Source organism: Rhodococcus sp. JG-3, from assembly GCF_000482405.1.
GTDB lineage: Bacteria > Actinomycetota > Actinomycetes > Mycobacteriales > Mycobacteriaceae > Rhodococcoides > Rhodococcoides fascians.
Genome location: NZ_KI519398.1, coordinates 2,112,091 through 2,134,279 on the forward strand (window position 1 = coordinate 2,112,091; position 22,189 = coordinate 2,134,279).

The 22,189-nt window shown below is 64.9% G+C and carries 18 protein-coding genes, 1 tRNA gene and 1 pseudogene; 8 read left to right on the forward strand and 12 right to left on the reverse strand.

Features of this window, described 5'->3' with window-relative positions; genetic code table 11:
* Positions 1-13 precede the first annotated feature (13 nt).
* Together K414_RS0111505 and K414_RS0111510 are read right to left on the reverse strand one after the other, a co-directional pair.
* Positions 14-676, reverse strand: a complete 663-nt coding sequence (locus K414_RS0111505) for a 50S ribosomal protein L25/general stress protein Ctc (protein ID WP_027496086.1) — start codon at positions 674-676, stop codon at positions 14-16.
* 185 nt (positions 677-861) lie between these two features.
* A complete protein-coding gene (locus K414_RS0111510; RefSeq protein ID WP_027496087.1) occupies positions 862-1,470 on the reverse strand; it encodes a TetR/AcrR family transcriptional regulator in 609 nt (202 codons plus the stop codon).
* A 74-nt stretch (positions 1,471-1,544) separates the two neighbouring features.
* Between K414_RS0111510 and K414_RS28545 the strand changes: the two are divergent.
* Positions 1,545-2,375: pseudogene (locus K414_RS28545) on the forward strand (DMT family transporter); the annotation flags it as partial.
* 45 nt (positions 2,376-2,420) lie between these two features.
* On the opposite strand, the gene K414_RS0111520 reads toward K414_RS28545, so the two are convergent.
* A complete protein-coding gene (locus K414_RS0111520) occupies positions 2,421-3,590 on the reverse strand; it encodes an aminotransferase class V-fold PLP-dependent enzyme (protein WP_027496089.1) in 1,170 nt (389 codons plus the stop codon).
* A 143-nt stretch (positions 3,591-3,733) separates the two neighbouring features.
* Between K414_RS0111520 and egtA the strand changes: the two genes are divergently transcribed.
* Genes egtA through egtD form a run of 4 tightly spaced genes read left to right on the forward strand, consistent with a single transcriptional unit; the run spans position 3,734 to position 7,992 of the window.
* Positions 3,734-4,975 carry an ergothioneine biosynthesis glutamate--cysteine ligase EgtA gene (gene egtA / locus K414_RS0111525; protein ID WP_027496090.1) on the forward strand — a complete coding sequence of 414 codons (1,242 nt, stop codon included), beginning with the start codon at positions 3,734-3,736 and terminating at the stop codon, positions 4,973-4,975.
* The gene (gene egtB, locus K414_RS0111530; RefSeq protein WP_027496091.1) at positions 4,972-6,276 is read left to right on the forward strand and encodes an ergothioneine biosynthesis protein EgtB; all 1,305 of its coding nucleotides are present in this window, start codon (positions 4,972-4,974) and stop codon (positions 6,274-6,276) included. The genes egtA and egtB overlap by 4 nt, the downstream gene beginning before the upstream one ends.
* Positions 6,277-7,017, forward strand: a complete 741-nt coding sequence (gene egtC / locus K414_RS0111535) for an ergothioneine biosynthesis protein EgtC (protein WP_027496092.1) — start codon at positions 6,277-6,279, stop codon at positions 7,015-7,017.
* 9 nt (positions 7,018-7,026) lie between these two features.
* Entirely contained in the window at positions 7,027-7,992 is a 966-nt protein-coding gene (gene egtD, locus K414_RS0111540; protein WP_027496093.1) for an L-histidine N(alpha)-methyltransferase, read from the forward strand.
* 107 nt (positions 7,993-8,099) lie between these two features.
* Here egtD and K414_RS0111545 read toward each other — a convergent pair whose 3' ends face one another.
* The 9 genes from K414_RS0111545 to K414_RS0111585 form a co-directional block, all read right to left on the reverse strand.
* On the reverse strand, positions 8,100-8,957 hold the full coding sequence (locus tag K414_RS0111545; protein WP_027496094.1) for a DUF559 domain-containing protein: 858 nt from the start codon (positions 8,955-8,957) through the stop codon (positions 8,100-8,102).
* 196 nt (positions 8,958-9,153) lie between these two features.
* Positions 9,154-10,536 carry an ABC transporter permease gene (locus K414_RS0111550; RefSeq protein WP_027496095.1) on the reverse strand — a complete coding sequence of 461 codons (1,383 nt, stop codon included), beginning with the start codon at positions 10,534-10,536 and terminating at the stop codon, positions 9,154-9,156.
* Positions 10,533-11,288, reverse strand: coding sequence for an ABC transporter ATP-binding protein (locus K414_RS0111555; RefSeq protein WP_027496096.1), 756 nt, complete (start codon positions 11,286-11,288; stop codon positions 10,533-10,535). The genes K414_RS0111550 and K414_RS0111555 overlap by 4 nt, the downstream gene beginning before the upstream one ends.
* Before the next feature lie 81 nt (positions 11,289-11,369).
* Positions 11,370-12,029, reverse strand: coding sequence for a response regulator transcription factor (locus tag K414_RS0111560; RefSeq protein ID WP_027496097.1), 660 nt, complete (start codon positions 12,027-12,029; stop codon positions 11,370-11,372).
* Entirely contained in the window at positions 12,026-13,225 is a 1,200-nt protein-coding gene (locus tag K414_RS0111565) for a sensor histidine kinase (RefSeq protein WP_027496098.1), read from the reverse strand. The genes K414_RS0111560 and K414_RS0111565 overlap by 4 nt, the downstream gene beginning before the upstream one ends.
* A gap of 18 nt (positions 13,226-13,243) precedes the next feature.
* Positions 13,244-13,885: a hypothetical protein gene (locus tag K414_RS0111570; protein WP_027496099.1), complete on the reverse strand. Its 642-nt coding sequence runs from the start codon at positions 13,883-13,885 to the stop codon at positions 13,244-13,246.
* A 148-nt stretch (positions 13,886-14,033) separates the two neighbouring features.
* On the reverse strand, positions 14,034-15,017 hold the full coding sequence (locus tag K414_RS0111575; RefSeq protein WP_027496100.1) for a ribose-phosphate diphosphokinase: 984 nt from the start codon (positions 15,015-15,017) through the stop codon (positions 14,034-14,036).
* Positions 15,014-16,486: a bifunctional UDP-N-acetylglucosamine diphosphorylase/glucosamine-1-phosphate N-acetyltransferase GlmU gene (glmU, locus tag K414_RS0111580; protein ID WP_027496101.1), complete on the reverse strand. Its 1,473-nt coding sequence runs from the start codon at positions 16,484-16,486 to the stop codon at positions 15,014-15,016. The genes K414_RS0111575 and glmU overlap by 4 nt, the downstream gene beginning before the upstream one ends.
* A 53-nt stretch (positions 16,487-16,539) precedes the next feature.
* Positions 16,540-16,610, reverse strand: a tRNA-Gln gene (locus K414_RS0111585).
* 253 nt (positions 16,611-16,863) lie between these two features.
* On the opposite strand from K414_RS0111585, the gene K414_RS0111590 reads away from it, so the two are divergent.
* From K414_RS0111590 to mfd, 3 genes are all read left to right on the forward strand, one after another.
* Positions 16,864-17,502, forward strand: coding sequence for a TetR/AcrR family transcriptional regulator (locus tag K414_RS0111590; protein ID WP_032364106.1), 639 nt, complete (start codon positions 16,864-16,866; stop codon positions 17,500-17,502).
* Positions 17,503-17,690: 188 nt separating this feature from the next.
* Entirely contained in the window at positions 17,691-18,335 is a 645-nt protein-coding gene (locus K414_RS0111595) for a ScbR family autoregulator-binding transcription factor (RefSeq protein ID WP_027496103.1), read from the forward strand.
* A 187-nt stretch (positions 18,336-18,522) separates the two neighbouring features.
* Positions 18,523-22,188 carry a transcription-repair coupling factor gene (mfd, locus tag K414_RS0111600; RefSeq protein ID WP_037219143.1) on the forward strand — a complete coding sequence of 1,222 codons (3,666 nt, stop codon included), beginning with the start codon at positions 18,523-18,525 and terminating at the stop codon, positions 22,186-22,188.
* Position 22,189: the final 1 nt, after the last annotated feature.

The following is a 22,189-nucleotide window of genomic DNA, read 5'->3' on the forward strand; positions in this document are numbered from 1 at the left end:
GCAGGGGAGAGAATCAGCTCTCGTCGGAGCTGTCTTCGTCCTCGGAAGCTGCTTCTTCCTGAGTCTCGGCCTCGCCGGTCTCGGAGATCGGCTCGGTGCCTTCGCCGTCGGCCTCGAGGTCTTCCTCGGACGGTGCCTCGACGACGTTGACCAGGAGGGTCTCGCCGTCGGAGATGAGGGTGACATCGGACGGCAGATCCAGGTCTGCCGCGGTGATCTGCGTGCCGATCTCGGCACCCTCGACGGAGACGACGAAGTTCTCCGGGATCTCGAGCGCGTCGGCTTCGATCTCGACGGCGGTCGAGTCGGTGGTGACGAGGGTGCCCGGTGCGGCGTCGCCCTCGACGATGATGTTGACCTCGACGGTGACGCGCTCGCCCTTGTTCAGGACGAGGAGGTCGGCGTGCTCGATGCTGCGACGGATCGGGTGCACGACGATCGACTTGGTCAGTGCCAGCTGCGACTTGCCGGCGATGTCGAGGGTGAGCACAGCGTTGGTGCCGTCGTTACGCAGCACGGCAGCGAATGCGCGGGCGTCGAGTGCCAGGTGCTGGGGGTCGGTTGCGTGTCCGTACAGAACGGCGGGAACGAGGCCGTCGCGACGAGCGCGGCGTGCGGCACCCTTGCCGAATTCGGTGCGGACCTGTGCGGTGAGGTTGTTTACCTTCGATGCCATGGTGCTACATGCTCCTGATAACTGTGATCTGTGGTTCGTGCGGCGTACTTCGTCGGACTGTCAAACTCGTCGGGGCGGACACGAACGAGCGCGGCCAACGGGGCCGAGCCGCGTCGATAACGGTGGATCCTGATGAGCCGGATCTACCCTCGCCGAGACAACCTGGAAGACAATACACGACCAGGTCACGTGCGCGGAAGTTCGACCCCTGCTACGAACTTCCGCTCACGTGCGAGCGCAGTGAGCAACTCGGCGGCCACCGACCGGGCGACGGCGATGGCGTCGTCCCGACCGCCTGCGGTTCCCATGACCACCGCACCTTCGTGCAACAGTGACAATCGAGTCCCGAGTTCTTCTGAATCGGGGTATCCGGCATCGGCGGCCAGGCGTGCGAACAGCGATCGCGTCCACGCCTTCTCCGACTCGATGATGGCCAACACCGGGCTGTCGGTGCCGCCGAACTCGGCGAATGCGTTGACGAATCCGCAGCCGCGATGGTTGTCGCGCATCCACAGGTCGAGTGCGTCGTAGACCCCGAGTACACGCTGCTCACCCTGGTCGAGGGAGTCGACGTACTGCGTCACGTGCGCACACCAGAGGTCGTATCGCCGCTTCAGGTAACGCTGCACCAGGCCGTCCTTGGAGCCGAAACGGTCGTACAGGGTCTTCTTGGTGGTGCCGGCTTCCTCGGCGATCAGGTCGACGCCGACGGCGCGGATTCCGCGGTCGTAGAAAAGCTCGCTCGCGACGGCGAGGATTCGTTCCGCTGCCGGGGTCAGTGGCTTGTCGTGCATGACGACCTTTCGAAAGCGCTGGTCGGAGTGGGGTTCACTGCGAGTATACAGACCTGTATGTTTACATCGCTCTCATGACCTCACGCATCGACGTTCTCGCCGGTACAGCTCTGGTGATTCTGTGGAGTTCGGGCTTCATCGGAGCAGAATTCGGCACCGCCGAAGCTCCGGCCCACACGCTGCTGGCCTGGAGGTACCTGGTGGCAGTCGTGCTCCTCGTCGCGTGGTGCCGATGGCGGCGACTCACCCCGACGTGGCACGCGCTGCGTATCCACGCAGTCCTCGGCCTCTTCTGCCAGTTCCTCTACCTCGGTGCCACCATCACCGGCATCGGCATGGGCGTCCCTCCGGGCGTCACCGCCCTGATCGCTGCATTGCAGCCGCTGGTGGTCGCGCTGGCCTCGAGCAGGATATTCGGCGAACGCGTCGGATCGAGAGGAATTCTCGGCCTCGTCGTCGGTATCGCCGGAGTGACGCTCGTCGTCGTCGGTGACCTGTCCGGTGCCGATCTCGCCTGGCCGGTCTACCTGCTGCCGGCCGCGGGCATGCTGGCGCTGTCGGCCGGGACGATCGGGCAACGGCTACTGGATCCGAAAGAACCCATCGCGCTGGCCATGGCGATCCAATGTGGTATCAGCGCAGTCGGTTTCATGACGTGGAGTGCACTTGCCGGCGACGCGGTACCGCCGATGACGACGGGTTTCTGGGCTGCGGTGGCGTGGACGGTGGTGCTGTCGACCTTCGGCGCTTACGGCGCGTACCTGTTCGTCGTGCGCCGCAGTGGTCCGACTCGTGCCAGCGTGCTGCTCTACCTGACACCGCCGACGACGATGCTCTGGGCTTTCGTGATGTTCGGCGACGCGGTCACATGGTTCGGTTTCGCGGGCCTCGCAGTCTCGGGGATCGGGGTCGCCGCCTACCTCAGCGCACATCCGGACCGTAGAGCCCGCTCACACACCGGCGAGGGCAGCGAGCATCGTGTCCAGTTCGGCGAAGGTGACGAAGTAGTGCGGAGATGCACGGACGACGGCGTCGAGTCCCCGGCCCGTCATGTCCAGTCGAGTGGAACCGCGATGGCTCACCGTGACCGTCACGTTTCGGTCGGCAAGCCGGTCGCGGACGGCCACCGGCTCCTCACCGTCCACGGTGAACGAGACGATGCCGCTCTTGCGGTCACCGAGATCGTGGACGGTGACCCCGGGAATGCGTCGCATTCCGGCACGTAGGTACTCGGCGCGCTCGGAGATGGCATCCGCGACGTCGTCGATGCCCAGTTCGAGTAGATAGTCGACGGCCGCGCCGAGGGCGAGGCGGGCTGCGACGTCGCATTCCCAGAACTCGAAACGTGTTGCGTCATCGGCCATCCGGTAGGTGGACGAGTCCTCCCACTGCGCGCTGTGCAGATCGAGAGCCGGTGGATGCAAGCTCGCGGCCAATTCCGGACGCAGGTACAGGAACCCGGTACCTCGGGGCCCGCGTAGCCACTTGCGACCGGTGGCCGACAGCGCATCGACGCCGAGTTCGTCCACGTCAACCCGCAGCTGGCCGATGGACTGACACGCGTCGAGCAGAACGAGGGCACCGTGTCGATGGGCGAGATCGGCCACCGCGCGGGCCGGGTTGATCAAGCCTCCGTTGGTGGGCGCGTGCACGACCGACACCACCCGGACTCGGTCGTCGAGCATCTGTTCGAGGGCGTCCACGTCGATGCACCCCGACGCGTCGCTCGGAATCACCTCGACGGTGGCCCCGGAGACCTCGGCGCGGTGCAGCGCGGAAATGGCGTTGCTGGCGTACTCGGCCTCGCACAGCAGGATTCGATCCCCGGCCGACAACGGCACCGAGTAGAAGAAGTCGGTCCAGGCACGAGTGGCGGAATCGCTCAGAGCGATGGTCGACGCCGGTGCCCCGATCAGGGTTCCGATCGACGTCTTGACCGCCGCGAGATCGTCGAGGCGTTCGCTCGCGGCCCGGTACCCGCCGATCTCCGCCTCGCGGCGCAGATGGGCGATCGCGGTGTCGACGACGACGGTGGGCGGCAGCGAGGAGCCGGCGCTGTCGAGAAATACCCGGCCCGACGCACCAGGGGTGTCGCGGCGAATGCGGTCGTGATCGAGCATCGATAGTCCTTCCGGTAGCGAACTCTCGGGCATCAGGGTTCCACAATCGGTAGCCTCGATACGACGCGGGATCTCGGCGTTTTCGATCCTGGCAGCTGGGTACATTGCGTAGTCGGATCGCGGTGAGTGGGAAAGAAGGAAATGTGTCCTCCAACGAGAAGTCCCTCGAGCTGAGCACGCGCCCAGCCATCGAGGCATACGTGTCGAAGGTGTGTTTCAAGCTGGGGCCACCGTCGCTCATCGGTGCCGAACTCGAATGGCTCACCGCCCTCGACGACGGTTCGCGGCCCTCCCTGTCAGCTCTGGCCGCTGCGCTCGGTGATCACTCCCCGCGCAGTATCGCTCCCGAGTCACCCGCCCTGACGTTGCCGGGCGGAAGTATCGTCACCGTCGAACCGGGCGGCCAAGTCGAATTGTCCAGTTCGCCTTATATTTCCGTTTCCCAGCTCGAACCGCTGCTCGACGCCGATGCCCGACTGTTGCACGACATGCTCGGTCGCGACGGCATCTCCATCAGCGCAGTTCCCGCCGACGCCGTGCGAGATCCCGAACGACTACTGGTCTTACCGCGCTACTGCGCGATGGAAAACCGTTTCACCACCATCGGGCCTTTCGGCAAGCTGATGATGTGCAACACCGCCGCCACCCAGGTCAGTGTGGACGCCGGACGTGATCGGGCCGAGGTCACTTCGCGATGGCAGATGCTGCACGCCATCGGCCCGGCCTTCGTCGCTGCGTTCGCGCGCTCTCCCGAACTCGCCGGGGCACCGGCGGGTGCGTGGGCATCGCAGCGAATGCGCACCTGGCTCGAACTCGATTCCAGTCGGACCACGGTACCGAACACGGGCGATCCGATCGCCGATTACGCGCGGTGGGCACTCGACGTTCCGCTCCTCTGTATTCGGGGAACCACCCAGAACTGGGAAGCGCCGTCCGGCATCACTTTTGCGCAGTGGCTCGACGATCCGAGCGTTGTCGGTCGCCCGGCAACCTACGCCGATCTCGACTACCACCTGACGACGCTGTTCCCGCATGTCCGAGCCTGCGGGCACCTCGAAATCCGTTACCTCGACGCGCAACCCGACGGGCAATGGGTGATACCGGCCGCCGCGTTCGAGGCGCTGCTGTCCACTCCCGATCTGGTTTCCCAGGCCACCGAACTCGGCGCAGGCACAGCCGGTCGGTGGCTCGATGCGGCCCGGGCAGGTCTGGCCGATGGCGAGTTGCGCAGGGCCGCAAGCGAAGTGCTCGATCTCGCATCATCCGCGGGAGGAGAGTTCTCCCAGCAGCTGCGTGCGGCATCTCGGAGATGTCGCGCCGGTATTTCGCCCCACGAATTCGATGCGGTGTCGCCGACATCGCAGAGCCGAAAGGAATCGGTGTGAGCGCCGAAGAACTCAGGACCAGAATCGAGACCGTGCTGACTCGGAGCCGGTCCCGCAGCGCCTCGCTCACCGAGTGCGTGGACGAAACCGAACTGATGGCTCAGCATTCGCCGTTGATGAGCCCGCTGATCTGGGATCTGGCACACATCGGCAGTCAGGAAGAACTCTGGCTCGTGCGCGATGTCGGCGGCCGCGATCCGGTGCGGCCGGACATCGACGAGTTGTACGACGCGTTCAAGCACTCGCGTTCGTCGCGAACGTCCCTGCCGCTCCTGACGCCCGAGGAAGCGCGCGCCTACGTGCATACCGTTCGAGACAAGGCCTGGGACGTGTTGGAGCACAGCACGTTCGAGGGTCGGCCGGTCGAGAAGCACGGGTTCGCGTTCGGAATGATCGCCCAGCACGAGCAGCAGCACGACGAAACCATGCTCGCAACCCACCAGTTACGTTCCGGCCCAGCCGTTCTCACTTCTCCCGCACCGCCGACGTCCACGATGCCGGTGGCGGGGGAAGCCATCATTGCCGGTGGGCCGTTCTCGATGGGGACGTCGCTCGACCCGTGGGCGTTGGACAACGAGCGGCCTGCACACGCCGTGCACGTGCCGACCTTCGCCATCGACCGGGCCCCGATCACCAACGCGCAGTACATGAACTTCATCGCCGACGGTGGCTACGAGCGCCCCGAGTTGTGGACGGAGAAGGGGTGGGCGCACCGCGTCGATGCGCAGCTCACCGCCCCTCAGTTCTGGGAGGCCGATTCCGACGGCACCTGGTGGCGTCGAAGCTTCGGGGTACGCAGGCCGGTGCGTCCGCAGCAGCCCGTCGTGCACGTGTGCTGGTTCGAGGCCGACGCCTACGCGCGCTGGGCAGGCAAGCGGCTACCGACGGAAGCGGAATGGGAGAAGGCCGCGCGGTACGACGCGGCGTCGAACACCTCCCGCGCCTATCCCTGGGGAGACGCCGAACCCACTGCAGCACATGCCAATCTGAATCAGCGACATCTCGAACCGGCCGATGTGGGGGCGTATCCGCAGGGTGTGTCCTCGGCCGGGGTCCATCAGCTCATCGGTGACGTGTGGGAGTGGACGTCCTCGGGTTTCGAGGCGTACCCGGGATTCGAGGCATTCCCGTATGCCGAGTACTCGGAGGTGTTTCTGCGCGGCGACTACAAGGTGTTGCGCGGCGGCTCTTTCGGCACCGACGAAGTGGCTTGCCGCGGGACGTTCCGAAATTGGGATCACCCGATTCGTCGGCAGATCTTCAGTGGGTTCCGGTTGGCCCGCGACGTCGAGTCGCACTGAATGTGCCGTCATCTCGGGTACCTCGGAGCAACCACCTCGGTCGGGTCACTGCTGACCCGGGGCCATAACTCCCTGCGCACACAATCGTTCGCGCCCACCGACATGCGGGGCGGCGGCACCATCAACGCCGACGGGTTCGGCGTTGCCTGGTGGGACGGCGACGACACCGTGCGCAGCTATCGCAATCCGATGCCCATCTGGACCGACCCTGCGGTCGACGATGCTCTGCCGCAACTGCAGTCGACGTCGGTGATCGCGGCAGTCCGATCGGCCACCGTGGGAATGCCGGTCGAACGCAGTGCCTGTGCCCCGTTCACCGACGAGCGCTGGGCATTCAGCCACAACGGCGTCGTGTTCGGTTGGCCGGAATCGTTGGCGGAGCTGTGGTCGGAGATTCCGCCGACCGATGCGTTGATGCTGCCGGCCCCTACCGACGCCGCCGGATTGTGGATCGTGCTGCGAAACCTGTTGCGCACACACGATCCCGAGTCGGCATTGCGCATGCTGGTTCGAGAGGTTCTGGCCAGGTCGCCCAAGGCGCGCCTGAATTTTCTGCTCTCGGACGGCACGTCCATGTATGCCACGGCGGTGCATCATTCGCTGTCGGTACTGCAGACCGAGGATTCGGTCACGATCGCCTCCGAACCCGTCGACGACGATCCCGAATGGATCTCTATCGACGACCGCAGCATCGTCGTCGCGACAGCGACCGGTGTCACCGTTTCGACCCTGGAAGAATGAAGGAGAGTCATGAGCACGGTGGACGTACATCTGACCGACACGACGCTGCTGGACGAATTGCGCAAGGACGTGCGGGAGGGCTTGACGGCCGACCCGAAGTGGCTCTCGCCCAAGTACTTCTACGATGCCGTCGGCAGTGAGCTGTTCGAGCAGATCACGGTGCTGCCGGAGTACTACCCGACCCGCACCGAGCGCGCGCTGATCGAGGAGCATGCACTCGACATAGCCCGGGCCACCGAATCGTCGATGTTGATCGAGCTGGGCTCGGGTTCGTCGGAGAAGACCAAGCTGCTGTTGTCTGCCGGCATCGAACACGGTTCGCTGAGAACGTATGTGCCTCAGGATGTGTCCAGTACCGCCTTGGAGGGTGCCATCGAGCAGATCTCGAAGGAGTTCCCGACGCTGGAACTGCACGGCATCGTCAGCGATTTCACCGACACCCTGCACAATCTTCCCTCCGGAACAGGCCGCACCATCGCCTTCCTCGGCGGCACTCTGGGGAACCTCATCCCGCAGGAACGCGAGGAATTCCTTGCGGCTGTAGCGGACGCACTCGACCCCGGCGAGTTTCTGCTGCTCGGGGTGGGCTTGGTGATCGATCCGGACGTGCTCGTTCCCGCGTACGACGACGCGGCCGGGGTGACAGCGGAGTTCAACCGAAACGTGTTGTCGGTCCTGAACTCTCGGCTCGGCGCGAACTTCGACCCCGAGGCCTTCGAGCACGTGGCACTGTGGAACGCCGAGCACGAGTGGATCGAGATGCGCCTGCGGGCCACCGCTGCGCAGGAGGTGTATTTGCACGATCTCGACCTGCACGTGCACTTCGAGTCCGGAGAAGATCTACGTACCGAGATCTCCGCGAAGTTCCGGCCGGACGGCATTGCCGGTGAATTGAAGATGGCGGGCTTCGACGTCCTCCATCTGTGGTCCGACGCAGATTCGCGCTTCGCTCTGATCCTGGCCGGAAGGGTCTGAACGAACCGCTGGCATTGCGGGCACCACTGCACACTATGTTCGCCGATCGGCGGGATTCCGTCGATCGGCGTCGGTAGTGGGCAACCCTGCCCGTCGACGTCGCGTATTCACGGGAGTCGACGTCCCGTTGCTGCAACCGACTTCCGGCGACGACGCACCACCGTGATGATTTCGTCCACGACGCGATCGAGTTCGGCAAGCGCTGTGGCCGCCGAGTATCGCAGCACCAACCATCCGTCGAGTACCAACTCGTTCTGCCGTCGACGATCGTTGTTGAACGTCGCGGGATCGGTGTGGAACTCTCGTCCGTCGATCTCGACGATGACTCGTGCGGAAAAGTCGACCAGGTCGCCGTAGAACCTACCTACGCGCGCATTGATCTCCATTGTGAAGTGGCGAGCTTTCAGTGCCCGCGCCACCACCCGTTCCGGCTCGGACAGAGTTCTCGGGCAACAGGTTCGGAGCTGCTTGCGCACTGCAGCCATCCCGTCCATGCCCTTTGCCGTGTCACACAGTTCAGCGACCCGACGCCACGGCACGTGATTGTCGATGGCGTTGTCGAAGAACTTCTCGAGATCGGGCGTCGACAAGCAGGTCGCGACATCGACGAACGTTTGCTCCAGGGACACCACTCGCATGCCGCGTCGCGTGGTGGTGTCGCCGAGAACTCGGCGATGAACTCGGATCCAGGGCACCGACCTCGACTGGCCGGTCGGGCCGACAGTGACGTCGACCGGATGCGGTTCGTATTGGATCAGTCCCCATAACCATGCCGCACTTTCGTGACTCAGTGCGGCGTCCGGTCTCCACAGGGTGGCCCCGAGGCACAGTCCGAAATAGTCCGGCTTCTCCGTCGCGTAGACCTTCGGTAGCAGTCGCACCAGCTCACCCGACCGCGACCGCCTCGAAATCGTGCTCGTGCTGATTCCTTGTGCGAGCAATTGCTGCACTGTGTAAACCCCCATTGCTACACCGTTGCGGCTGACGGGCCCGCGCAACAGTGGCAATCTCGCAATTGTGGATAACTCGACGACGTTATCAACAGGACTGCCCGGCGGAGCGGGCACGGTTGCACGCTACGGTCGCCGATCGACGGAATTCCGTCGATCGGCGACCGTAGTGCGCAACCATGCCCCTGGTAGCCAACCCGAAGCCTCGAGGTCAGGTGTCCGCCAACGCAAGTACCGGCGAGATCTTGTTCGCGCGGCGCGCCGGTGCCAACGATGCTCCGAGCGCGAGAAGCCCGCCGCACAGTACCGTGCCTGCGATGACGGCCCAGGGGAGTGTCGGAGCAGACACGCCGCCGCCGCTCAGCGAACCCAGCAGCGATTGTGCTGCGGCCCAACCGTATCCGATTCCGAGGATCAGCCCGAAGCCCATCGACGCGACCACCATCTGGGTGCTCTCCGAGACGATCATGGAACGAATCTGCTTGCGGGTAAATCCGAGTGCGCGCAACAGACCGATTTCCCGGGTGCGTTGCAGGATGCTCAGCAGCAGGTTGTTCACCATGCCGACCGCGGCGATGACGGCGGAGAAACCGATGAGGCCGGTCATGATTCCGACGGTTACCGTCAGCACTTGACCGATGGTCTCCTCGTCGTACTCGTCGACGAGCATCGATCGATAGCTGTACATCGCGACTGCGAAGGTGACCACCAAGGTCACCCCGATGAGCAGGCCCACTGCAGTGCGGGTGCTGCGATCCGGATAGCGAATTGCGTTGGCGGACGCCAATCGTGCGGCCGGCCCGCGGCCCGCCATCCTTCCGACGAGTCGGAGCACGCCGGGCAGAATGCGGTACGCACCCACCATGATGCCGGTGAACGATGCCACACCGCCGAAGAACGCGACCAGTACTCCGCCGGGGTTGACCATCCCGATCAGCACACCGAGGCCGAGCAGCACGACACCGCCCGCGATGAGCACGATCGACAACACCGTCCGTACCCGCCTCGACCGTGGAGTCTCGATCCCGGTGTCGACGGCACCGCCGGTCGCCTGAATCGGAGTGACGTCCAGAACTTTCCGTGATCCGACGTACGACGCCAGCGTCGTCGTCAGAACCACGGTGACGACGGGAAGGACCACCAGCGGTTGTACGGACGTGTACTGCACATCCGGCAACTGACGGGCCGAGACCGCGACGGCGCGGGCCAGGTGACTGACACCGACACCGAGCACCAGACCGACTGCGCCACCGAACAACCCGACGAGGAAGCCTTCGCGGGCGACCGATCGACGCAGATCGCGAGCCCGGGCACCCAGTAGGCGGAGCAGCGCGATTGTGCGGGTGCGGCCGGCCACGATCGTCGCGAACGTGTTGGAGGTGACGACAGCCGCGACATACAGGGCAAGGCCGATGAACACCAGGGCCACGCAGTACAACGCCACGATTCCGGTGCTGTCGCTGCCGTCGTCGAAGATGTCGACCAGAAACGCAGTGGCCTGGATCAGCACGACGCCGAAGAACGACGCGAGCGCCGTCACCAGAATGCTCGCACCGTGTTCCCGAGACGCCCGAGCAGATGTGGACACGCTCATCGGAGAACACCTTCCATTCCCAGCATGTAGTTCGAGATCTGTTCCGGCGTCGAACGTCCCAGTTCGTCGACGATCCGGCCGTCGGCGAGGAAGACGATGCGGTCGGCGTAACTGGCCGCGACTGGATCGTGGGTGACCATCACGATGGATTGACCGTACTGATGTACCGCCGCAGCGAGGAGGCCGAGAACCTCACGCCCGGTGCGGGAATCGAGGTTTCCGGTGGGCTCGTCGGCAAAGATCAGCTGCGGCCTAGTACCCAGAGCGCGAGCGATCGCGACGCGTTGCTGCTGCCCACCCGAGAGCTGATGGGGCCGGTGCCCGACGCGGCTCTGCAACCCCAGGGTATCGATGAGTTGCTCGATCCAGGCCGACTCCTCAGCGGTGGGCGCGCGGCCGTCCAGCTCGAACGGCAGCAGAATGTTGCCCCTGACGTCGAGCGTCGGAACGAGATTGAACGACTGGAAGATGAAGCCGACCTGCTTGCGGCGCAACGTCGTCAGAGCGTCGTCGCCCGCCGACGTGATGTCGGCTCCGGCCAGCATCAGCTGCCCGGAACTGGGGGTGTCCAACCCTGCCATGACATGCATGAGGGTGGACTTGCCGGAACCCGATGGCCCCATGATGGCGGTGAACCTGCCGCCGTGAATGTCGAGAGAGACGTTGTCGAGCGCGCTCACCGGGTTGGACGAGTCGCCGAAATGCTTGCTGACTTGGATTGCCCGTGCAACAGGGCCTGCTGTGATCGTCATGGCAACAACGCTATGAATTCGCAGGACCGAAGTAATCAGGCGCGAGTCTTCGCGTCGTACATCTGCAGGATGACTTCGGTGTCAGTCTCCAGTCAGTCCGTGCCCGAAGGCGTAGACCACCAACTGCACCCGATCACGCAGGTGGAGTTTGGCGAAGATGCGGCTGATGTGTGTCTTCACGGTGGCTTCGCTGAGATACTCCAGCTCGGCGATCTCGGAGTTGCTCAACCCTCGTGCGGTGAGCCTGAACAGCTCCTTTTCCCGCGCCGTGAGAGTGGCGAATTCGGCCGGTGCCTTCGGTACAGCGGGAGTCGGGGTGAAGTGCGCGAGCAGGCCGGTCGTCGCCGACGCGGCAATGACCGAGTTGCCCGCGTGCACCGTGCGGATCGCCGCGAGCAGGAACTCCGGGTCGGCGTCCTTGAGGACGAATCCGCTTGCACCGGAACGGATTGCACGTGCAGCGCTCTCGTCGAGGTCGAACGTCGTCAAGACCAGAATCCGTGGCGGGTGCTCGGATGCGGCCAGGATCTGCTCGGTGGCGGCGATACCGTCGAGCACCGGCATCCGCACGTCCATGAGCATCACGTCCGGCGTTGCGGACGCAGCGAGTGCAACGGCCTCGACGCCGTTCCCCGCTTCCCCGACGAACTCGAGGTCGGACTGGGAGGAGATGAGCATACGAATGCCCGCCCGGAACAGTTGCTGGTCGTCCACCAGGGCCACTCTGATGCGTGCGCTCATGACACTTTTCCCTTGCTGGCTTCGGACGCGGCAGGCAGCCACGCAGTGACGGTCCACGACGAGTCGTCACCGGACGCGATGCACGTACCGCCCGACAGGCCGGCACGCTCCTTCATGCCGGCGACACCGTGGCCGGAGGATTCGGTGACCGAACGGCCGGGACGGACACTGTTGCGGACCGTCAGTTCGACGCCGGCAGAATCGGATTCGATGGTGACGGACACCGGCTCGTCCGGGTCGCCGTGGCGCAGCGCATTGGTCAACGATTCCTGTGCGATGCGGTACAGCGCCAGGTGCGCTCCGGCCCCCAACGACGAGCCGGTGGTGTCGATGGTGGCGTCGATCTGCAGACCGGTGGCCCGCATCGAGGCGAGCAGTCGATCCAGGTCCTCCGATGTCGGGTTCGGCAGGTCGCCTTGGCTGTGCCGCAGCTGGCCGAGTAACACCCGTACATCGGACAGCGCGGCGCGAGCGGTATCGGAGATGGTGGTCAGTGCGGTGTCCACCGCGGCGGGATCGACAGCGCGTACGTACCGCGCGCCGTCGGCCTGTGCGATCACCACGGCCAGCGAATGCGCCACGATGTCGTGCATGTCGCGGGCAATTCGGTTGCGCTCCTGCTCGATTGCCACCTCGTGCTCGGCGCGGGCCTGATGAACCTCAGCGAGCTCACGGGCGTGCGCGGATTCGATCGATGTGCGCCGCGCGTAAGCCAAGCGACCCAAGGCCCAGGACAACCCGAGTATCGCCCACAGGCCCGCGAGGAGGAAAGCGAACTGTAGGAGCCGGGGTTCCTGAAAGCCCTCTTCCGTCGGCGGGCCGAACGGATTGCCGTCCACATACGCCAGATACAGCGCTGCGATCACTCCGCCGCCGACGGCGGACGCGAGCCCGAGGCGTCGAACCACGTTGTCGCCGTACGCGGCCGTGCAATACAGAATTGCGAAGATCGCAGTGTCCGCAGACAGCGGCAGCACTCCGGTGACCATCTGCACGACGGCCAGCACCCAGGCGAGCGCCAAGGACCATCGTGGTGATCGGCGTCGGATGGCCAGTGCAACGCCGAACCCGACCAGAACGCCCACACCTGCGGTGCCGGCAACTCCGTTCACGGTGGACGCCAGCAGCAGCAGGACGAACACGACCGCGTACGCGGCGTCGAGTACCTGCCGTGAGATCGATAGCTTGCGCAGCACTCGATCAGACTACGTGCATCAGTTGGTGCGGCGACGCGCCTTCTCGAGGGCGGCCAGCGTCGTCAGAACGGTCGTCCGCTGCTTCTCGAGATCCTTCATACGTGCGCGTGCCGGTAGGCCCTGCGCGCCGTCCAGTGCGCTGATCTGTTCGTCCACCGAGGTGAGTTGAGTCAGCAACTTCTCCACCCGCGACTGCAGTTCGATCGCGTCGATCCCGGTGACACCGGCCTGCGACTTCTTGGTGGGTGCCTTCGCCGGAGCAGACCCCGACGTCGTCGCCGACGAAGACGCCGCTGCGTTCACTGCAGCAGCGGCTCTGGGCCGCAACGCTTTGCGGACCGCGGCCGGGTCGGGGAGCTTCTCGAGACGAATGCGGTTGAGCACCTCACGCGCATCGCGGGCGGTGACGCGGTACTCGCGCTCCTCCTCGTCGTCGGACGCGAGCGTGCCACCCAGGGGCCGCAGGCCGTACATGCCGATGAAGTGCTTCGCCTCGTCGATGACGGCTTCCTTCTCTCGGCACAGGCCGCACCGCGGCTCGTTACGGAAGGTTTCGACGCTGTCGGTGCTGCCGCACCAGACGCACCCGCCCGGCGTCCATCGAGCGATTCTGACGGTAGTAGTTCCGGCCGGGGCGTTGAGAGAATGTGCGTCGATCACGACGAGTCATCTTAGGTGACAACAAAACCCGCCCCGCACGCCCCCGTCTCGCGAGCTGCATATTCCGGCCACGGGCGTGACGTAGTTCATGCAGTGCAGGTGGGGAGCGGGCGGAGCGGGTTTCGGATCGAGCGAAACAGACCTACTGTTACGCGCTGCCGTTGAAAAGGCTGGTGACGGAGCCGTTTTCGAAGACCTCGCGGATGGTGCGGGCGAGCAGCGGTGCGATCGAGAGTTCGGTCAGCGTGTCGAAGCGCTTCTCGTCGCTGATCGGCAGGGTATTGGTGACGACGACTTCCTTGGCACCGCAGTTGGCGAGGCGCTCGGCAGCCGGGTTGGACAGCACGCCGTGGGTGGCGGCGATGACGACGTCACCCGCTCCGGCTTCTTTGAGTACCTTGACTGCGCCTGCGATGGTGCCGCCGGTGTCGATCATGTCGTCGATGAGGATGCAGGTGCGGCCTTCGACCTCGCCGACGACGCGGTTGGACTTGACCTGGTTGGGCACCAGGGGATCACGCGTCTTGTGGATGAAGGCGAGCGGTGCGCCGCCGAACGAGTCGGCCCACTTTTCGGCCACGCGCACGCGGCCGGAGTCGGGGGAGACAACGGTGATGTGTTCGAGGCTGTACTTGCCGCGGATGTGATCGGCGAGCTGGCTGTGTGCATGCATGTGGTCGACGGGACCGTCGAAGAAGCCCTGGATCTGGTCGGTGTGCAGATCGACGGTGATGATGCGGTCGGCACCGGCGGTCTTGAGCAGATCGGCGACGAGGCGAGCGGAGATCGGCTCGCGGCCGCGGTGCTTCTTGTCCTGGCGTGCGTACGGGTAGAACGGGAGGATCGCGGTGATGCGCTTGGCGGATCCACGCTTGAGTGCGTCGATCATGATGAGCTGTTCCATCAGCCAGGTGTTCAGCGGGAACGGGTGCGACTGCAGAACGAACGCGTCCGATCCGCGGACCGACTCCTCGAAGCGCACGAAGATCTCGCCGTTGGCGAAGTCACGTGCCGTCTGCGGGGTGACGTCGATTCCGAGTTCCTTGGCGACCTGCTCGGCCAACTCCGGATGTGCTCGGCCAGAGAACAACATGAGGTTCTTCTGGTTGTCGATCCAATTAGGGGTGGTCACTGCTTTTCGCCGTCCTTTAGTTCTTGCCGAGCACGATCTGCGCGCGCCGCTGCCTGTGCAGCTTCGGTTCCGGGCCTGTTGTGAACGACCCAGCCTTCGATATTGCGTTGCTTGCCACCGGACACGGCCAGTGCGCCGGGAGGAACATCGTCCCGAACCACTGTTCCTGCACCGGTGTAAGCGCCGTCGCCCACGTGCACAGGGGCGACGAACGTCGAGTCGGATCCTGTGCGTACGTGGGATCCGATTTCCGTGCGGCTCTTGTTGACGCCGTCGTAGTTGGCGAAGACGTTGGAGCAGCCGATGTTGCTGTGCTCCCCGATCGTGGCGTCGCCGACGTAGGTGAGGTGCGGGACCTTGGTGTGGTTGCCGATCGTCGCATTCTTCGTCTCCACGTAGGCACCGAGTTTGCCGCCCGTGCCGAGGACAGTTCCAGGACGCAGGTAGGTGAACGGCCCGACTGTCGCATCCGGTCCGATGACGGCCTGCTCGGCGTGGGTACGGACGACCGACGCGCGCTCGCCGATCTCGACGTCCCGCAGTGTCGAGTCGGGACCGACGACCGCGTCGTCGGCGATGTGCGTCTTGCCGTGTAGTTGGACGCCGGGTTCGATGCGTACGTCCGCGCCGAGGGTGACGTCGATGTCGATCCAGGTGGTCGCGGGATCGACGACGGTCACGCCCGCGCGCATGTGTCGTTCGATGATGTGGCGGTTGAGCACGGACGTGACGTGCGCCAGCTGAACGCGATCGTTGACGCCCACCACCAGGTCCGGATCGGCGAGCTGGGTGCCGTAGACGGCCTTGCCGTCGGCCTTGCTGATCTTGACGACGTCGGTCAGGTACAGCTCGTGCTGCGCATTGGCGGTGCTGAGCTTGCCCAATGCCGTGCGCAGAGCGACCGCGTCGAATGCGTAGACGCCGGAGTTGACCTCACCGATGAGGACCTGAGCGGGGGTGGCGTCGGCATGTTCGACGATCTCGGCCACCTCGCCGTCGTTCGTACGCACGATGCGGCCGTAGCCGTTGGCATCCTCGGGGAGGAAGGTCAGTACCGTCGCCGCCGCCGGGCGGGGAGCGCTCAGGTGCTCGTCGAGCAGAGCTTTGAGGGTATGGCCGTCGAGCAGCGGGACGTCGGCGGCAGTGACGAGGACGGTGCCCTCGAAGTCGTCCGGTAGCGCCGCAAGGCCGCACTGGACGGCGTGCCCGGTACCGAGCTGTCGGTCCTGCACTGCGGTGTGGATGGTGCGGCCGAACGTGGCGGCCAGATCGTGAACTGCGGCGCTCACCCGTTCGCGATCGTGGCCGACGACGGTGACCAGGTGGTCCGGGCCAAGATCGGCGGCGGCGTGCAGCGCATGGGCGAGCATGGTGCGGCCGGCCAGGGGATGCAGAACTTTCGGAGTCTTGGACCGCATTCGGGTACCTGCACCCGCAGCGAGAACGACCACGGCGGTCTGCACAGGCATTGAGCTCCTCGGGGCGATGACGCGAAACGGGCATGCACGAATGGTCTTGCTCGCTCCGCCGCCAGGACTCGAACCTGAACTATCTGAACCAAAATCAGAGGTGCTGCCATTACACCACGGCGGATAATCGACCAGCGGTGGCAGCAGTGGCCGACGAATCGAACGACGCCTTCGTTAGCCGCTGCGCTCCCACTGAGCGCACCGATCCTCGCATGAGAGGTGGCGGTGAGTCGAACCGCGACGCATAACAGACCACTTGCGTCGTTCCGGCGCGGCCCCTGCGACGGATAAATCGGATGGATCGGGCATCGTTAGTCTGTAGTAGGCGTCGATTCGACGTCCAGATTGCCCACGGTCGGTGACGGAAGCGGTTTTCGATGACAGGCGCAGCCTCCGAGCAGGAACGCACACCTCGTGTCCGAATGACGGGGACACAGAGACGCGAGCAGTTGATCGAGGTGGGGCGCACGCTGTTCGCCGAGCGTGGGTACGAGGCTGCGTCGGTGGAGGAGATCGCCGGACGCGCGAACGTGTCCAAACCGGTGGTCTACGAACACTTCGGGGGCAAGGAAGGCCTCTATGCAGTCATCGTGGATCGCGAGATGTCGACGCTGCTGGGCATGATCACCAGTTCACTCGAACTCAACCGGTCGCGTATTCGGGTCGAACGAGTCGCGCTTGCCCTACTGACGTACATCGAGGAGCGCACCGACGGATTCCGCATTCTGGTCCGTGATTCGCCGGCATCGGCCGAGGACGGCAAGTACTCGTCTCTCCTCAACGAGGCCGTGGGACGCGTCGGGCACATGCTCGCGGGGGATTTCTCGCGACGCGGTCTGGATCCGGAATTCGCGCCGATGTATGCGCAGGCGTTGGTCGGAATGGTGTCGATGACGGCCCAGTGGTGGCTCGACGTGCGAACGCCGCCCAAGGAAGTGGTTGCGGCCCACGTGGTGAACCTGTGCTGGAACGGGCTGACGAATCTGGAGGCGGACCCTCGACTGACCGAGGAATGACAACTCTGTTTCGGCTCTCACCGAGGAAAAAAGGGGGTATCGTCCTCTTTGTCGGGCGGGAGGGCCGCAACACATCAGGGGCGATTGTCATCCGGACCGATGCATGTTGACGTCAAACGTAAAGCTGCTCAGTGGTACCGTTCGGGCGTAATTTGCGCAGTGGAAGTTCAATCGCAGAGGCGGATCCTATGGTCAGGCAGGCTCGCGCTGAGATCACTCGCGACACCGTGCTTGCAGGCGCAGCGAATGTCTTCCTGCGCCTCGGGTACGCGAACGCAAGCCTCAGTGAAATCATCTCTCAGTCCCAGGTCACCAAGGGCGCGTTGTACTTCCATTTCGGCTCGAAGGAAGAACTCGCACGTGCCGTCATCGACGAGGGCAATGCGCGTCTGAGCACGGCCTGCATGCAGTTCAACGACGGGCGCATCCCGGCCCTGGAAGCTGCGATCGGGATCTCCTACATCGTCGTCGACCTCTCCGTCACCGACCCGATGGTGTCGGCGATGCTGCGTCTGAGCCATCAGATCGGTGATTACCGCGGCACCGAGGGCAACGTCATGGCCGGCTGGAGCGTCGCGTTCGACAAGCTCGCCGCCAAGGCCATCGCACAGGGTGACATCGACCCCAGTTCGGATCCGAGCACCATCGGTTCGCTCGTGCTCGAAATCCTCACCGGCGTTCACATGGTCGCCGTCGCTACCTCCACCACCGAGGAACTGCCCTCGCGCATGGAGCGACTCTGGTACTACCTGCTCCCCGCGCTGGTGCCGACGAACAAGTTGGACTACTTCCGCGAATTCGCGGCCCGTCGCGTCATTCGCTTCGGTCCGTAGTTCGGGCCCCCCAGTTCCAGGCTCTGATTTCGAGGCCTTGATTCTCGGGCTCGGTCCTGGTTCGACGGCATCTCCCGCGTGTCACGGTGTCGGTGCGCTCCCATAGACTCGACGGGACTGTGCGTGCGCAGCCATCGCCTCGACTCGTTCAGGAGCATTGCTGTTGTCTTCCGATTCCCTGCCTGCCATGACCACGTCCGGGCCGGCCCCGATCGTTCCCGACGCGGCGCTTCACCTTTCGGGGCTCGCCAGTGTCGCGTTGACGGATGCGTCGATGGTCGCGGTCGCCGACGCGATCGGAACGGCCGAGCACACGTTGATCGGGCCGCACTCGGTGCGCCCGTTCGTGGCCGCCGCAATCGCACAGCACACCCAACTGCTGATCGTCACGGCGACGGGACGCGAAGCCGACGACCTGACGAGTGAACTCACCCAGATTCTCGGTGACGGCGTCGCCATGTTCCCGTCGTGGGAGACGCTGCCGCACGAACGGCTCTCCCCGAGCGCCGATACCGTGGGCAAGCGGCTCGATGTGCTCCGTCGTCTCGCCCGCCCCGGTGACAGCGACTACGGCGATCCGCTGCGTGTCATCGTCACCACCGTTCGATCGCTGGTGCAGCCGATGGCCCCGGGTCTCGGCGAGATCGAACCCGTCACGCTCAAAGTCGGTCTCGATCTGGACTTCGACGGGCTGATCCATCGCCTCGTCGAATTCGGCTACCTGCGCGTCGACATGGTGGGCAAGCGCGGCGAATTCGCCGTCCGCGGCGGCATTCTCGACCTGTTCTCGCCGACGGCCGATCATCCGGTCCGCGTCGAATTCTGGGGCGACGAGATCACCGAGCTCCGCGCATTCGCGGTCTCCGATCAGCGATCGCTCCTCGATCACGAGGTCGATCTCGTCATCGCGCCGCCGTGTCGAGAATTGCTTCTCACGCAGGAGGTTCGCGATCGCGCGGCCGTGCTCGCCGCCGACAATGCCGGTGACACCGCGTTGGTCGAGATGCTGGACAAGCTGTCGGCCGGAGTCCCGGTGGAGGGCATGGAGGCGCTGCTGCCGCTGCTGCAACCCGGCGAGTTGCAACTGCTCGCCGACACATTGCCCGCCGGGACCCACGTCCTGCTCTGCGATCCCGAGCGAATCCGGACTCGCGCAACCGATTTGGTCCGCACCGGACAGGAATTCCTCGAAGCGTCCTGGACTGCGGCATCCATCGGTGGAGCCGCGCCGCTGGATACGTCCACCCTCGATACGTCCAGCCTCGAGGGGGCCTCGCTCGATCTCGGTGCCTCCGCGTACCGCTCGCTGCGGCAGGTACGCGAATCGGCCCAGGTCCACGGCCGGCCGTGGTGGACCATCAGCCCCTTGGCGTCGGGCAACGGCGAAGAAGTGGAACTCGCCGTCGATCCCGTGCCCGAGGTGCGAGGTTCCGAGGAAGCGTTGACGGCGCTGTACGCCACCCTGCGAGCTCACATCGCCACCGGGGGACGGGCCGTCATCTCCGTGGCCGGAGCCGGCACCGCCAAGCGCATCATCGAGCGCCTCGCCGAGGCCGAAGTGCCTGCCGCACACCTCGATTCCGGTGCCGTCCCAGTTCCGGACGTCGTCAACGTCCTGTGCGGATCGTTGCACGACGGTCTGGTGTTTCCCGACGCGAAGCTCGTGGTCGTCACCGAGAGCGACCTCACCGGCAACCGTGTCGCGGCGGCGGGGGAGGCGCGCAAGCTACCGGCGAAGCGTCGCAATCAGGTCGATCCGCTGGCTCTCGTCGCCGGCGACAGCGTCGTCCACGATCAACACGGCATCGGCCGGTTCGTCGAGATGGTCGAGCGCACCATCGGCGGTGCCAGGCGCGAATACCTCGTCGTCGAATACGCGCCGAGCAAGCGCGGTCACCCCGGCGACCGCCTGTTCGTGCCGATGGATTCGCTCGATCAACTCTCGCGCTACGTCGGCGGCGAACTGCCGACACTGAGCAAGCTCGGCGGGTCCGACTGGGCGAACACCAAACGCAAGGCGCGCAAGGCGGTTCGCGAGATCGCCGGCGAACTCGTGCAGCTGTATGCCGCTCGCCAGGCGGCTCCGGGACACGCCTTCGGGGCCGACACTCCGTGGCAGCGCGAGATGGAAGATGCGTTCGGGTTCACCGAGACGGTCGATCAGATGACGGCCATCACCGAGGTCAAGGCCGACATGGAGAAGGCCGTCCCGATGGACCGCGTCATCCTCGGCGATGTGGGTTACGGCAAGACCGAGATCGCCGTGCGCGCCGCGTTCAAGGCAGTTCAGGACGGCAAGCAGGTAGCCGTCCTGGTCCCGACAACGCTTCTCGCTCAACAGCATCTGCAGACGTTCACCGCGCGGATGGCGTCGTTCCCGGTGACGGTCAAAGGGCTCTCGCGCTTCACCCACGGTGCGGATTCCAAAGAAGTGATGGCCGGATTGGCCGACGGCACCGTCGACATCGTCGTCGGCACGCACAGGTTGCTGCAGACCGGTGTCGCCTGGAAGGACCTCGGCCTCGTCATCGTCGACGAGGAGCAGCGTTTCGGCGTCGAGCACAAGGAGCACATCAAGTCGCTCCGTACTCACGTCGACGTCCTGACGATGTCGGCCACCCCGATTCCGCGAACTCTGGAGATGAGCCTGGCGGGCATTCGCGAGATGTCGACCATCCTCACCCCGCCCGAGGAGCGGCATCCGGTGCTGACCTACGTCGGTGCCTACAACGACAAGCAGGTTGCCGCCGCCATTCGGCGCGAATTGCTGCGCGACGGTCAGGTGTTCTTCGTGCACAACCGAGTGAGCTCGATCGACAAGGCCGCCAAGAAGATTCGGGATCTCGTCCCCGAGGCGCGAGTGGCGACCGCACACGGTCAGATGAACGAGGAAACACTCGAACGCACCGTGCAGGGTTTCTGGCAACGCGAGACCGACGTGCTGGTGTGCACCACCATCATCGAGACCGGTCTCGACATCTCCAACGCCAACACGCTGATCGTCGAACGCTCCGATTCGCTCGGCCTGTCCCAGCTGCATCAGCTGCGCGGTCGAGTGGGTCGTAGCCGCGAACGCGGGTACGCGTACTTCTTGTACCCGCCGGAGAAGCCGCTCACCGAAACCGCCTACGACCGTTTGGCGACCATCTCGCAGAACTCCGACCTCGGAGCCGGTATGGCCGTGGCGATGAAGGACCTCGAAATTCGTGGTGCCGGAAACGTTCTGGGAGCCGAGCAGTCCGGCCACGTCGCTGGCGTCGGATTCGATCTGTACGTGCGGCTCGTCGGTGAAGCGGTCGAGGCCTACCGCGCTGCCGCCGACGGTAAGCCGATCACGACGGACGAGGCACCCAAGGAAGTGCGTATCGACCTTCCCGTCGACGCGAACATCCCGCCGGACTACGTCACCAGCGACCGGCTTCGGCTCGAGGGCTACCGGAAACTCGCCGCCGCGGCCGACTCGGAAGGCATCGACGCCGTCATCGACGAACTCGTCGATCGCTACGGCCCGCTACCCGAGGAGGTCGGACGCCTGGTGTCCATCGCGAAGCTGCGTCTGATCGCCAAGGAATACGGCCTGACCGACGTCAATGTGGCAGGGACACAGGTGAAATTGGCTCCGATGGACCTGCCCGATTCCAAACAGATCAGGCTCAAGCGCCTCTACCCGAGCGCGACGTACCGTGCGACCACCGGAGTGGTGCAGCTGCCGTTGCCCCGCGTCGAAGGCGGCGGTGTCGGAGCGGCGCGCGTCCGCGATGTCGAATTGGTGCAGTTCATCGCCGATCTCATCCTATCCTTGGACGGGAAGCCATCTCGGTCCGTCCTGTTGGAGCAAACTGTGGGGGTGTAAC

Coding starts and splice junctions, on each gene's coding strand:
- K414_RS0111505 (WP_027496086.1), bottom strand. CDS start 676: ATGGCATCGAAGGTAAACAACCTCACCGCACAGGTCCGCACCGAATTC.
- K414_RS0111510 (WP_027496087.1), bottom strand. CDS start 1,470: ATGCACGACAAGCCACTGACCCCGGCAGCGGAACGAATCCTCGCCGTC.
- K414_RS0111520 (WP_027496089.1), bottom strand. CDS start 3,590: ATGCTCGATCACGACCGCATTCGCCGCGACACCCCTGGTGCGTCGGGC.
- egtC (WP_027496092.1), top strand. CDS start 6,277: ATGTGCCGTCATCTCGGGTACCTCGGAGCAACCACCTCGGTCGGGTCA.
- egtD (WP_027496093.1), top strand. CDS start 7,027: ATGAGCACGGTGGACGTACATCTGACCGACACGACGCTGCTGGACGAA.
- K414_RS0111545 (WP_027496094.1), bottom strand. CDS start 8,957: ATGGGGGTTTACACAGTGCAGCAATTGCTCGCACAAGGAATCAGCACG.
- K414_RS0111550 (WP_027496095.1), bottom strand. CDS start 10,536: ATGAGCGTGTCCACATCTGCTCGGGCGTCTCGGGAACACGGTGCGAGC.
- K414_RS0111555 (WP_027496096.1), bottom strand. CDS start 11,288: ATGACGATCACAGCAGGCCCTGTTGCACGGGCAATCCAAGTCAGCAAG.
- K414_RS0111560 (WP_027496097.1), bottom strand. CDS start 12,029: ATGAGCGCACGCATCAGAGTGGCCCTGGTGGACGACCAGCAACTGTTC.
- glmU (WP_027496101.1), bottom strand. CDS start 16,486: ATGCCTGTGCAGACCGCCGTGGTCGTTCTCGCTGCGGGTGCAGGTACC.
- K414_RS0111590 (WP_032364106.1), top strand. CDS start 16,864: ATGACAGGCGCAGCCTCCGAGCAGGAACGCACACCTCGTGTCCGAATG.
- K414_RS0111595 (WP_027496103.1), top strand. CDS start 17,691: ATGGTCAGGCAGGCTCGCGCTGAGATCACTCGCGACACCGTGCTTGCA.
- mfd (WP_037219143.1), top strand. CDS start 18,523: ATGACCACGTCCGGGCCGGCCCCGATCGTTCCCGACGCGGCGCTTCAC.